The organism is Micrococcus sp. iso_26, assembly GCF_056172975.1.
In genome coordinates this window covers 2,038,451-2,050,501 of the sequence record NZ_CM149652.1, presented here as the reverse complement: position 1 = coordinate 2,050,501, position 12,051 = coordinate 2,038,451, and the positions used below count along the sequence as shown (strand labels likewise).

At 74.9% G+C, this 12,051-nt stretch carries 9 protein-coding genes; 3 read left to right on the top strand and 6 right to left on the bottom strand.

Going from position 1 to position 12,051, the window contains the following annotated elements:
* Nucleotides 1-27 precede the first annotated feature (27 nt).
* From AC0VX0_RS09525 to AC0VX0_RS09505, 5 genes are all read right to left on the bottom strand, one after another.
* Entirely contained in the window at nt 28-306 is a 279-nt protein-coding gene (locus AC0VX0_RS09525; RefSeq protein WP_036317169.1) for a DUF4235 domain-containing protein, read from the bottom strand.
* 77 nt (nt 307-383) lie between these two features.
* Nucleotides 384-1,385 carry an aminotransferase class IV gene (locus tag AC0VX0_RS09520; protein WP_101966067.1) on the bottom strand — a complete coding sequence of 334 codons (1,002 nt, stop codon included), beginning with the start codon at nt 1,383-1,385 and terminating at the stop codon, nt 384-386.
* Nucleotides 1,386-1,456: 71 nt separating this feature from the next.
* Complete coding sequence (locus AC0VX0_RS09515; protein ID WP_036317217.1) at nt 1,457-4,768, bottom strand: MMPL family transporter; 3,312 nt, start codon at nt 4,766-4,768, stop codon at nt 1,457-1,459.
* Between the two features lie 161 nt (nt 4,769-4,929).
* Nucleotides 4,930-5,442: a nucleoside/nucleotide kinase family protein gene (locus AC0VX0_RS09510; RefSeq protein ID WP_036317220.1), complete on the bottom strand. Its 513-nt coding sequence runs from the start codon at nt 5,440-5,442 to the stop codon at nt 4,930-4,932.
* Entirely contained in the window at nt 5,439-5,915 is a 477-nt protein-coding gene (locus tag AC0VX0_RS09505; RefSeq protein WP_036317223.1) for a MarR family winged helix-turn-helix transcriptional regulator, read from the bottom strand. The genes AC0VX0_RS09510 and AC0VX0_RS09505 overlap by 4 nt, the downstream gene beginning before the upstream one ends.
* A gap of 63 nt (nt 5,916-5,978) precedes the next feature.
* On the opposite strand from AC0VX0_RS09505, the gene AC0VX0_RS09500 reads away from it, so the two are divergent.
* A complete protein-coding gene (locus AC0VX0_RS09500; RefSeq protein WP_396829973.1) occupies nt 5,979-8,273 on the top strand; it encodes an MMPL family transporter in 2,295 nt (764 codons plus the stop codon).
* Nucleotides 8,274-8,349: 76 nt separating this feature from the next.
* Here AC0VX0_RS09500 and AC0VX0_RS09495 read toward each other — a convergent pair whose 3' ends face one another.
* Nucleotides 8,350-8,976, bottom strand: a complete 627-nt coding sequence (locus AC0VX0_RS09495; protein WP_036317229.1) for a Dps family protein — start codon at nt 8,974-8,976, stop codon at nt 8,350-8,352.
* A gap of 325 nt (nt 8,977-9,301) precedes the next feature.
* On the opposite strand from AC0VX0_RS09495, the gene dnaK reads away from it, so the two are divergent.
* Together dnaK and AC0VX0_RS09485 are read left to right on the top strand one after the other, a co-directional pair.
* Entirely contained in the window at nt 9,302-11,161 is a 1,860-nt protein-coding gene (gene dnaK / locus AC0VX0_RS09490) for a molecular chaperone DnaK (protein WP_036317232.1), read from the top strand.
* 161 nt (nt 11,162-11,322) lie between these two features.
* Nucleotides 11,323-11,985: a nucleotide exchange factor GrpE gene (locus tag AC0VX0_RS09485; protein WP_122054606.1), complete on the top strand. Its 663-nt coding sequence runs from the start codon at nt 11,323-11,325 to the stop codon at nt 11,983-11,985.
* The last annotated feature ends 66 nt before the right edge of the window (nt 11,986-12,051 follow it).

Sequence of the window (12,051 nt, the reverse complement as noted above, 5' to 3'; positions counted from 1 at the left end):
GCCGTCGTCGTGGTGGTCGCGGGCGGCTCAGACCTCGTGGTCCACGCGGTGCGCGGTGGACTCGGACACCTTGCGGATCGCGGCGCCGGCGCCGCGCTGGCCGGCGACCTTCAGCAGCGCCGCGACGCCCGCGGAGATGAACGCGAAGGACAGGGCCTCGACGAGGGGCAGCGTCTCGTCGGCCGCGTCGTCCGGGGCGCTGTGGCCGGTGACGAGCCGCCAGCCGCCCGCGACCACGCGGGAGCCGACGATGCCGCCGACCAGCGTGATGCCGGCGGACAGGGCTTTCTGGACGAGCGTGTTCATGGTGCGCCTTCCGTGGTCGGGGATATCACGTGCGGTTGCGGTCGCGGCCGACGACGTCGGACGGGCCGGTCTCCAGCCTAGCCCGCGGTGGGCACCGGGTCGCCGCTGACGTGCCGGCCGGGATCGCCGTCGGCGTCCAGATGGGCCTGCAGCATGCCGGTGAGCTCGTGGTCCACGGGGATCTCGACGCCGTCGACGGCGCGCACCGGCAGGACGCCGCGCACCGAGGAGACGAGCCAGACGCCCTCGGCACCCTGGAGGTCCGCCGGGACGAGCGGGCCGTAGCCGAGCTCCCAGCCGTCCGCGTGGGCGGCCGCGAAGATCACGGCCTGCGACGTGCCGGCGAGGATGCCCTTCTGGCGCAGCGGGGTGAGGAGGCGGCGGACGCCGTCCTCCCCGGTGCGCACGATCAGCACCGTGGAGGTGGGGCCCTCGAGCAGGTAGCCGTCCGCGCTGGTGAAGACGACGTCGTCGGCGCCGTGGTCGCGGGCGTGGCGCAGGGCGGCCATGTTCACGGCGTAGGAGAGGGTCTTGGCGCCCGTGAGCAGCCACGGGGAGCGCTCCGGCGCCCGGGAGTCCAGGCCGCGGTCCAGCAGGAGCACGCGCAGCCCGGTGCGGCGCTCCTCGTCCTCGACGGCGGGGGCGGGGCTGAGCAGCGCCCAGGCGGAGGGCTCGGGCACGGCGCCGGGCGCGGCCTCGGGCCCGCGGGTGACGGTCAGGCGCACGGAGAGGCGGTCCCCGGCGGCCACGTCGTTGGCCGCGGCGAAGGCCTGCAGGCCCCGCTCGACGGCGGCCTCCCACGCCGCGGCGCTCGGCGCCGGCAGCTGCAGGGCGGCGGCCGAGGAGGCCAGGCGCCCCAGGTGGGCGCCGAGCTTGCGCATCCGCAGCACCCCGGCCTCGTCCGCGACGGCGAGCGCGGTCTCGAACAGGCCGTCGCCGCGCGTGACGCCCTGGTCGCTCACGCGCAGGTGCGGGACGGCGGGGTCGGCCACGCGGGGCAGGCGGGCGCCGTCCGCGCCGGCCTCGAGCAGCACGAGGACGGGCTCGCCGGGGGAGGGGGAGAACGGGGTGGGGGACATGCGCCCAGGATAGTCCGCCGCCCCCGGCCGCAGTGGCCGGGGGCGGCGGTGTCCCGCGCGGTCGGGCGCGCTCAGGCGCGGTGCGCGCCGCCGTCGACGGCCGGGGTGCGGCCGGCCTCGGGAGCCGGGGCGGACGCGGCCTCGGCGGCGGGGGCGTGGCCGCGCTCGAGCTGGGCGCCCTCCACGTCCACGTCCGGCATGATCCGGTCGAGCCAGCGCGGCAGCCACCACGCCTTCTCGCCGAGCAGGTGCATCAGCGCCGGCATCAGGAGCAGGCGCACCACGAACGCGTCCAGCAGCACGCCGAAGGCCAGGCCGAAGCCCATCGGGCGGATCATCGCGTCGTGGGCGAAGATGAACCCGCCGAACACGGAGATCATGATGATCGCCGCGGCGATCACGACGGCCCGGCCCGAGCGCAGGCCGGTCAGCACGGCCTGGCGGGCGGGCAGGCCGTGGGCGTAGGCCTCGCGCATGCCGGAGGCGATGAACAGCTGGTAGTCCATGGCCAGGCCGAACAGCACGCCGATCATGATGGTCGGCAGGAAGCTGAGCACGGGGCCGGGGTTGTGGACCCCGAACACCGAGCCGAGCCAGCCCCACTGGTAGATGGCCACCACGCCGCCCATGGCGGCGAACATGGAGAGCACGAACCCGCCGGTGGCGATCAGCGGCACCAGGATCGAGCGGAACACCAGCACCATGATCAGCAGGGACAGGCCCACCACCACGCCCAGGTAGAGGGGCAGGGCGTCGGAGAGCTTCTCCGAGACGTCGATGAACCCGCTGGTCATGCCGGCCACGCCGAGGTTGGAGGCCTCGCCGGCCGGCTCGGTGGCGCGCAGCTCGCGCACCAGCTCCTCGGTGGAGACGGCGTTCGGGCCCTCCTCGGGCAGCACCTGGAACATGGTGACGGTGCGGTCCTCGTTGAAGCCCGCGGGCACCACGGCGTGCGCGTGCTCGAGGCCGGCGAGCTGCTCGCCCACCGCCAGGCGGGCGTCCTCGGCCGCGTCCTCGTCCAGGCCGGCGGGCAGGTCCACGGTCACCACGAGCGGGCCGTTGTAGCCCTCGCCGAACTTCTCGGCGGTGAGCTCGTACGCAACCTGCGAGTCGGAGCCCTCCGGCTCGGACCCGCCGTCCGGCAGGCCCAGGCGCATCGAGCCGACCGGCAGGGCCACGAGCACCAGCAGGGCGACGGCCGCCAGGGCCGAGGCGATCGCGGCCGGGGTGGACATGGTCGAGCGGCGCCCGGCGCGGCGCACGGCGGCGGAGCCCTCGGCGACGGAGGCGGGACCCTCGTCGGCGAGGCGGGCCCGCTCCTTCTTCGAGAGGATCCGCATCCCGGCCAGGGAGAGCAGGGCCGGGGTCAGGGTGACGGCCACCAGCACGGCCACGGCCACGCAGACCGCGCCCACGGTGCCCATCAGGCCCAGGAACGGGATGCCGGTGACGTTCAGGCCCACGAGGGCGACGATCACGGTGATGCCGGCAAACACCACGGCGTTGCCGGAGGTGCCGGTGGCCAGGGCGATCGACTCGTGCAGGCTCGTGCCGCGACGCAGCTCATGGCGGTGTCGGTTGACGATGAACAGCGCGTAGTCGATGCCCACGGCCAGGCCCAGCATCACCCCGAGCACCGGGGTCACGGAGATCATCTCCACGGCGGAGGAGAACGCGAGCGCCCCGGCGGCGCCCACGCCCACGCCCACCAGCGCATTGACCAGCGGCAGGCCCGCGCCCACGAGGGTGCCGAGCATGACCACCAGCACGATCGCGGCGACCACGAGGCCCACGACCTCGCCCGGGCCCAGCAGGGAGGACACGGTGGCGTTGAGCTCCTGGGAGGGATGCACGGCGACGCCGTCGATGTCCGCGCCGGTGAGGGCGCCGGTGACCGCCTCCTTGTCCTCGGCGGTCACGTCCAGGGTCGGCGTGGTGAAGGTGACGATCCCGACGGCGGTGCTGCCGTCCTCGGACACGGTGCGGAAGTCCTCCGCGAGGGCCAGGGTGCGCTCGCCGCGCTCGGCCTCGACGCGGCCGTCCTCCAGCTCGGCGCGGCCGTCGGCGAGGTCCGCCTCGGCCTGGTCCAGGCGCTCCGCGCCGGCGGCCAGCTGGGCCCGGCCGTCCTCGAGCTCGGCGACGCCGCGCTCGTACTCGGCCCGGCCCTCGTCGATCTTCTGCTGCTGCGCGTCGAGCTCGGCCTCGGCCGCGTCCAGGGCCTGCTGCCGTCCCGCGGCCACCTGCTCGCGGCCGGCCTCGAGCTCGGCCTCGGACTCCTGCAGCTGCTGCCGGCCGGCGGCGAGTCGGGCGGCGCCGTCGTCGGCCTCGGCCTGGGCGGCCGCGAGCTGTTCGGCGCCCGCGTCGGCCTCGGCCTGGGCGGCCTCCAGCTGGGCGCGGGCGGCGTCGGCCTGGTCCTGACCGGCCGCCAGCTGTGCCTCGGCGGCGGCGAGCTGCGCCTCCTGGTCGGCGAACTGCTCGGTGACCTGCTCCGCCGGGATGCCGGCGGCCTCGGCCTCGGCCAGTGCGGCGTCCCGGGCCTGCTCGAGCTCGGCGCGGCCCGCGGCCAGCTGCTCGGCCCGGGCGTCGAGCTCGGCCTGCCCGGCCTCGAGCTCGGCCCACCGGGCGTCGAGCTCGGCCTGCGCGGCCTCGAGCTCCTGACGCTGTGCGTCGAGCTTGGCCTGCCCGGCCTCGAGGCGCTCCGCCTGCTCCTCGAGCTCGGCGCGGCCGGCGTCGAGCTGCTCCTGGCCTTCGGCCACCTGCTGCTCGGCCTCCCGGAGCGGGGCCAGGGCCTCGGCCGGCAGGGCGTCCAGGCCACGCTCCTCGAGGTCGGCGCGCGCGGCGTCGAGCTTCGCCTGCCCCTCCTCCAGCTGGGCGGCGGCCTCGGCCAGGCGCTGCTCGGCCGCGTCGGCCTCGGCCGTGCGACGCTCGAGCTCGGCCCGGCCGTCCTCGATCTCCTGGCGTCCGTCCGCGAGGCGCTGCTCGCCGTCGGCCAGCTCGGTGCGGCCCTCGTCCAGCCGGGTGCGGGCGTCGTCCTGCTGGGCCTGGGCCTCGAACGGGTTCACGACGCCCTCCACGGCCGGCTGCTCGGCGACGTCGTCCAACAGGGCGGTGATCTGCTCGCGCTGGGCGTCGGTCAGGGGGGAGCCGTCCTCGGTGGTGAACACGACCTGGCCCCTGCCGCGGGAGGCCTCGGGGAACTCCTCCTTGAGGCGGTCCGTGACCTGGGCGGTGGGCGTGCCGGGGATGGTGACGGTGGAGGAGAGCGTGCCGCCGAAGGCGAGGAACCCGCCGACGGCGAGGGCCAGGGCGAGCACCCAGGCGAGGATCACGAGGAGGGGGCGGCGGGCGGCGCCGAGGCCGAGACGGTAGAGCAGTGTCGCCATGGGAAGGGGAGGTCTCCGTGTGCTGGGGTGGGACGCGGCCGGACGCGGCGCGCCGCCTCCGATGCTACACCTAAGCGGAGCGAACCGCTCCGGTCCCAGCGCGGGCGCCCGACCGGCCCGCACGCAGACCCCGACGCCCCCGGCCCCGGGCACCGCCGCCGTCAGGCGGAGGGCAGACGCAGGATCAGGTCCGCCGCGGCGCGCGGGGCGTGCCGGGCCAGGTAGTCCTCCTCCTGTGCGGCCCAGCGGTCCCAGTGCGGGGCGAAGGTCTCACCGTCCCGGGCCAGCGCCCGCGTGCGTCGCGCGGGGGTCTCGAGCTCGAGCCACACCGCCAGGTCGAGCAGCGGTCGGGCGGCGGTGCTGAGCGCACCCACGCCCTCGCACACCACGACGTCGGCCGGCGCGGTCCGCCGCGGCGGGCCGGGGGCGGCGCGGTGCCAGTCCCACGTGGTCCAGGTCGCCGTGCCCCGCTCCCGCAGCGCGCGCACGACGCCCGGGTAGGGGCCGTCGTCGTCCACCGCGGCGGCCAGCCCGTCCCAGCCCCGGTACATGGACTCGATCTCGATCACCTCGACGCGCGCGAACGGCGCGATCCGGGCCGCGAGCGCGGCGGCGAGGACGGTCTTGCCCGACCCCGAGCGGCCGTCCAGGCCGATGAGCGCCGGTCGGGTCACGGGTCCTCCGGGGCGGGGTCCGTCAGTGCGGCGGTGGCCGCCTCGAGCACCCGCACCGCGGCCCGCAGCTCCGCGGCGGAGAACCCCTCGAGGGCGGCGCTCAGCCGCTGGGACATCGGTTCGAACGCGCGCTGTCCGTCGCGGCGGGCCGTGTCCGTGTGCTCCACCAGCACGCGCCGCCGGTCGCCCTCGTCCCGGTGGCGGCGGACGTGGCCCGCGGCGGCCAGGCGGTCCACGAGGGCGGTGGCCGAGGCCCGGGTGAGGTGCAGGTGGGCGCCGAGGTCCGAGGCCGTGACGGGCTCACCGGCCGCCGCGCGGGCCATCAGGTACGCGAGGGCTCTGAGGTCCGTGCGGTGCAGGCCGACGCCGCGGCCGGCCTCGTCGACGGCGTGCTCCGCGCTCTCGCTGAAGACGCGCAGGGCGTGGACCACGGCGAGGTGCTCCGCGGGGGCGGAGGGGGGCTGCGTGGTCATGGCCGGGAGTCTAGCCAGCCCCCATGGTTGTTTGATCATCGAACCATCCCCTACGCTCGGGGCATGCCCACCCCGCCCGACCTCTCCGCCTTCCGCACCCCCGCCGCCACGGGGCGTCCCCCTCGGGGGCTGCGGCTGGGCCTGGCCGCGGCGCTGGCCGTGGTCTGGTTCGCCGTGCTCGGCCTGGGCGGCCCCGTGTTCGGCAGGATCGGCGACGTCTCCTCGAACGACCAGGCCACCTTCCTGCCGGCGTCGGCCGAGTCCACCCGCGCGGGACAGGAGGCGGCGGCGTTCCAGGACGGCGAGGCCGTGCCCGCCGTCGTCGTGGGCCCGGCGAGCACCGCGGACCCCGCGGCCGCCTTCCCCGCGCTCGCGGACCTCGCGGGCCGGTTGGGCGAGGTGCCGGGCGTGACCGACGTCGCCGGCCCGATCCCCTCCGACGACGGCGCGGCGGTGCAGTTCCTGGCCTTCGTCGACTCCTCGGCCGGGGCCGAGCGGCCCGTGGCCGACGTGGTGGCCGACCTGCGGGAGGTCGTGGCGGACCCGGCGGCCGCCGACCCCGCCCTCACCGGCACCGTGGCCGCGGACACCGAGTGGCACGTGGGCGGTCCGGCGGGCCTGGTCGCGGAGCTGGGCGGCGCGTTCGCGGGCATCGACGGGCTGCTGCTGCTCGTGGCGCTCGCGGTGGTGTTCGTGATCCTCGTGGCGGTCTACCGCTCCGTCCTGCTGCCGGTCCTCGTGCTCCTGACGGCCGTGGCCGCGCTCTGCGGCGCGATCGTGGCCGTCTACGGGATGGCACTGGCGGGCTGGATCCAGCTCAACGGCCAGGCCCAGGGCATCCTCTCGATCCTCGTGATCGGCGCGGCCACCGACTACTGCCTCCTGCTCGTGGCCCGGCACCGCGAGGAGCTGCTGGTCCGGGCGGACGTCGGGGAGGCGCTGCGGGCCGCCGTGCGCGGGTCCTTCGGCGCGATCACCGCGTCCGCCTCGACCGTGGCCCTCGCCCTGCTGATCCTGATGGCCTCGGACCTCAACTCGACGCGCTCCCTCGGCCCCGTGGCCGCCACGGGTGTGGCGTTCGCGTGGCTCGCCGCCCTGACCCTGCTGCCGGCGCTGCTGCGGCTGACCGGGCGTGCCGCCTTCTGGCCCACGATCCCGTCCCCCGAGCGCGCTCGCCGTCGCGCGCAGCGCAGAGCCGCCCGGGGCCGGGCCTTCACCCCGCCGCTCGACGGCGCGGGCCGACCCGTCGCCGGCCTCGAGGAGGACCACGGGGTGTGGACGCGGGTGGGCGCCGTCGTCGCGCGCCGGCCCCGTCTCGTCTGGGTCGCCACGACGGTCGTGCTCCTCGCCCTCTGCGGCGGTCTGCTGCAGCTGCGCGCGGACGGCGTCGCCCAGGAGGACGTGCTGCTCGGCGACTCCGACGCCCGGCAGGCCCAGGCCCTGCTGAGCGAGCACTTCGACGCCGGCGCGGGCGCCCCCGCCCAGATCCTCGCCCCGGCCGGGGACGCGGAGGCGGTGCTCGCCGCCGTCGCGGAGGACCCCGGCGTGGCCGAGGCCGAGGTCACCACGGACGCCCCCGAGGCCGCCGCGGGCCCACCCCCGGGCGTGACCGACGCGGAGGGCGGGGCGGGCGCCGCGTCCGCGCCGGAGCCGCAGCCCCGCGTGGTGGACGGCCGCGTGCTGGTCTCGGCCACCCTGGCGGACCCGGGCGAGTCCCTTGCCGCGCAGCAGACCGTGGCCCGCCTGCGCGACCGGCTCGCGGACCTCCCGGCCACGGGCGAGATCCTCGTGGGCGGCCCGGCGGCCCAGGCGCTGGACACGAACGTCACCACGCAGCGCGACCTGCGGGTCGTCATCCCGCTGATCCTCGCGATGCTGCTGGTCATCCTCGCGGTGCTGCTGCGCTCGCTCCTGGCACCCGTGCTGCTCGTGGCGGCCACCGTGGTCAGCTTCGGCGCGGCCCTGGGCGTCTCGGCCCTCGTGTTCCGGCACGTGTTCGGCTTCGAGGACGCCGACCCCACCGTGCCGCTGTACGGCTTCGTCTTCCTCGTGGCGCTCGGGATCGACTACACGATCTTCCTGATGACCCGGGCGCGGGAGGAGACGCCGCGGCACGGCACGCGGGCGGGCGTGCTGCGCGCCCTCACCGTCACGGGCGGGGTCATCACCTCGGCCGGCGTCGTGCTGGCGGCCACCTTCGCCGCGCTCGCGGTGATCCCGCTGATGTTCATGGTGCAGTTGGCGTTCATCGTCGCGTTCGGCGTGCTGCTCGATACGCTGATCGTGCGCTCCCTGCTGATCCCGGCGCTCGTGCGGGACATCGGCCCGAAGGTGTGGTGGCCGGCGAAGGTCGACTGAACCGCGCAGGAGGGAGGGGCCCGACCGTCAGTGCGGTCGGGCCCCTCCGGTGCACGGGCGCCTCAGGGGCGCGCGGTCACTTCTTCTTGGACTTCTTCGCGTCCGACTTCTTCGTGCGCCCGGCCTTCGGGGCGGGCGCGGACTGGGCGCCCTTCACGCGGCCCGCGGCGGCGGCCTCGGTGGTGGTGCCTGCGCTGCTCAGCCGGCCGTCGTCGGTGGTCAGGAACGAGCGCATGAACCACTGGAACAGCTCGAGCTGGGCCACCTGGTCGATGAGGATGTCCTGCGTGACCGGGTCGAGGTCCTCGGTGGCGTCGATCGCGGCGCGGTGGTCCGTCACGACGCCGTCGTAGACGAGGTCCAGCGCGGCCAGGTGCTCCAGGGTCGACGCGCGGCCCAGCGTGTAGTCGTCCCACGCGCGGGCGGCCACGAGTGCGCCCGGGGTGCCGGCGGGGGAGACGCCCAGGGTGGCGATGCGCTCCGCGAGGACGTCCACCATCCCGCGGACCAGCTCGATCTGGGGGTCGAGCATCTCGTGCACGCCGATGAAGCCGGGGCCCACCACGTTCCAGTGGGCGTGCTTCAGCGTGAGCTGCAGGTCGTTGAGGGCGTGCAGACGGCCCTGGAGGATCTCGGCGGTGCGGCGGCCCGTGCTCAGGGACAGGCCCGGGACGGTGTACTCGGCGGCGTTCTTCTCGGCCATGGTGGTGCTCCTTCTCCGTTGGGGTGGGCGCGCCGTCGGCGACGCCCCGTGATCCGCCATCCAACCGCGTGAGGTCGTCGTGTTTCCAGGTCTGAGCGGCGTGCGCGGGCGGGTCCGGAGCGGATCCGCGGCGCCGGGAATGGATCGCGGACGGCCCGCGTTGACCCCCGCAGAAGCAGAAGTGAGTGAAGTCGACTCAGGTTCACTTGACAGTCCACCGACCCGGTGGCAACCTGAGTCATGAAGGCTCAAGTCCCTGTGGCGTCGGTGCCCCCGGCCCGCGGGTCCGGCCCCCGCTTCACCGTCAGACAGGAAGGACCCCACCATGTCCCGTGCAGTCGGCATCGACCTCGGCACCACCAACTCCGTCGTCGCCGTCCTCGAGGGCGGCGACCCGGTCGTCATCGCGAACGCCGAGGGCGCCCGCACCACCCCGTCCGTCGTCGCGTTCTCCAAGGGCGGGGACGTCCTGGTCGGCGAGGTCGCCAAGCGCCAGGCCGTCAACAACCCCGAGCGCACCTACGCGTCCGTCAAGCGCCACATGGGCACCGACTGGACCACCGAGGTGGACGGCAAGAAGTACACCCCGCAGGAGATCTCGGCCCGCACGCTGATGAAGCTCAAGCACGACGCCGAGGAGTACCTGGGCGAGAAGGTCACCGACGCGGTGATCACCGTGCCCGCCTACTTCAACGACGCCGAGCGCCAGGCCACCAAGGAGGCCGGCGAGATCGCGGGCCTGAACGTCAAGCGCATCATCAACGAGCCCACCGCGGCCGCGCTGGCCTACGGCCTGGAGAAGGGCAAGGAGGACGAGCTCATCCTGGTCTTCGACCTGGGCGGCGGCACCTTCGACGTGTCCCTGCTCGAGGTCGCCAAGGACGAGGACGACTTCGCCACCATCCAGGTGCGCGCCACCGCCGGCGACAACCGCCTCGGCGGCGACGACTGGGATCAGCGGATCGTGGACTGGCTGCTCCAGCAGGCCAAGTCCAAGGGCGCGGACCTGTCCAAGGACAAGATCGCCCTGCAGCGCCTGAAGGAGGCCGCGGAGCAGGCCAAGAAGGAGCTCTCCTCGGCCACCTCCACCAGCATCTCGCTGCAGTACCTGTCCGTGACCCCCGAGGGCCCGGTGCATCTGGACGAGCACCTGTCCCGCGCCAAGTTCGAGGACCTCACCAAGGACCTGCTCGAGCGCACCCGCAAGCCGTTCGAGGACGTCATCAAGGAGGCCGGCGTCAAGGTCTCCGACATCGACCACGTGATCCTCGTCGGCGGCTCCACCCGCATGCCCGCCGTCTCCGACCTGGTGAAGGAGCTGACCGGCGGCAAGGAGCCCAACAAGAGCGTGAACCCGGACGAGGTCGTCGCCATCGGCGCGGCGGTGCAGGCGGGCGTGCTCGCCGGTGAGCGCAAGGACGTGCTCCTGATCGACGTGACCCCGCTGTCGCTGGGCATCGAGACCAAGGGCGGCGTGATGGCCAAGCTCATCGAGCGCAACACGGCCATCCCGACCAAGCGCTCCGAGACGTTCACCACGGCCGAGGACAACCAGCCCTCCGTGTCCATCCAGGTCTTCCAGGGCGAGCGCGAGTTCACCCGGGACAACAAGGCGCTGGGGACCTTCGAGCTGACCGGCATCGCCCCGGCCCCGCGCGGCATGCCCCAGATCGAGGTCACGTTCGACATCGACGCGAACGGCATCGTGCACGTCTCCGCGAAGGACAAGGGCACCGGCACCGAGCAGTCGATGACCATCACGGGCGGCTCCTCGCTGTCCCAGGAGGACATCGACCGCATGGTCAAGGACGCCGAGGCCCACGCGGACGAGGACAAGAAGCGCCGCGAGGCCGCCGACCGCCGCAACCAGGCGGAGCAGTCCGCCTACTCCGTTGAGAGGCTCCTGCAGGACAACGGCGACAAGCTGCCCGAGGACGTCAAGACCGAGGTGCAGGCCGACGTCGACGCCCTGAAGGCCGCCCTGGAGAAGCAGGACAACGACGACGAGGTCGCCGCCGCGTTCGAGAAGCTCCAGGCCTCCCAGGTCAAGATCGGCGAGGCCCTCTACGCCCAGCAGGGCGCGGAGTCGGCCGACGCCGGCGCCGAGTCCGCCGCCCCGCAGGGCGACGATGAGGACATCGTCGACGCCGAGGTGGTCGACGAGGACGACGAGAAGAAGGCCTGACACCCCGGGGCCGGGGCGGGCGTCCACGCCCGCCCCGCCCGGAGGCCCACGACGCCGGCGGGCCGGCCCGGCAGCGCCCCTGCCGGGCCAGCCCGCCGGCCTTCCCGCACCACCCCCGCGCGGCGGACCCGCCGCGCCCACCCGCTTCGAAAGGACACACCATGAGCGCCGACCAGCAGCGTCCGCACGGCTCCTCCGACGCCGAGCGCGGCTCCGAGGAGGAGCCCATCGTGTTCAACGACCGTCGCCGCATCGACCCCGAGACCGGTGAGCCCCGCGTCTCCGCCGAGAGCGCGGCCGAGCAGGCCGAGGACGGCGACGCCCTCGCCCAGGCCGAGCGCATCCTCGACGAGGCCGGCGCGGAGGCCGGGACCCAGGCGCCGCAGCCCGCGGCCTCGGACCGCGAGGCCGAGCTCGAGACCGACCTGCGACGTCTGCAGGCCGAGTTCGTGAACTACAAGCGTCGCGTGGACCGCGACCGCGACCTGGCCAGGGACGCCGGCGTGCTCAAGGCCGTCACCGCACTGCTGCCGGTGCTCGACGACATCGACGCCGCCCGCGCCGCCGGCGACCTGACGGACGGCCCGTTCGCCGCCATCGCGACCAAGCTCGACACCGTCCTGGCCGGCCTCGGCCTCGAGCGCCACGACCAGGCGGCGCTGGCCGGCGTCGAGTTCGACCCGGCCCTGCACGAGGCCGTGATGCGCCAGCCGCACGCGGAGGTGCCCGCGGACCACGTGGTCCAGGTCTTCCGCAACGGCTACGTCCGGGACGGCCGCGTGCTGCGCGCCGCCCAGGTGATGGTCTCCGCCGGAGACGAGTGACCCCGTCGGCCGGCGGCCCACCCCGCCGCCGGCCGACCCCCTGACCGATGCACACGAGAGGAGGCA

What these genes read in the sequence shown, in the direction of transcription:
- AC0VX0_RS09520 (WP_101966067.1), bottom strand. Translation starts at nt 1,385, where the DNA reads ATGTCCCCCACCCCGTTCTCCCCCTCCCCCGGCGAGCCCGTCCTCGTG.
- dnaK (WP_036317232.1), top strand. Translation starts at nt 9,302, where the DNA reads ATGTCCCGTGCAGTCGGCATCGACCTCGGCACCACCAACTCCGTCGTC.
- AC0VX0_RS09525 (WP_036317169.1), bottom strand. Translation starts at nt 306, where the DNA reads ATGAACACGCTCGTCCAGAAAGCCCTGTCCGCCGGCATCACGCTGGTC.
- AC0VX0_RS09485 (WP_122054606.1), top strand. Translation starts at nt 11,323, where the DNA reads ATGAGCGCCGACCAGCAGCGTCCGCACGGCTCCTCCGACGCCGAGCGC.
- AC0VX0_RS09515 (WP_036317217.1), bottom strand. Translation starts at nt 4,768, where the DNA reads ATGGCGACACTGCTCTACCGTCTCGGCCTCGGCGCCGCCCGCCGCCCC.
- AC0VX0_RS09495 (WP_036317229.1), bottom strand. Translation starts at nt 8,976, where the DNA reads ATGGCCGAGAAGAACGCCGCCGAGTACACCGTCCCGGGCCTGTCCCTG.
- AC0VX0_RS09500 (WP_396829973.1), top strand. Translation starts at nt 5,979, where the DNA reads ATGCCCACCCCGCCCGACCTCTCCGCCTTCCGCACCCCCGCCGCCACG.
- AC0VX0_RS09505 (WP_036317223.1), bottom strand. Translation starts at nt 5,915, where the DNA reads ATGACCACGCAGCCCCCCTCCGCCCCCGCGGAGCACCTCGCCGTGGTC.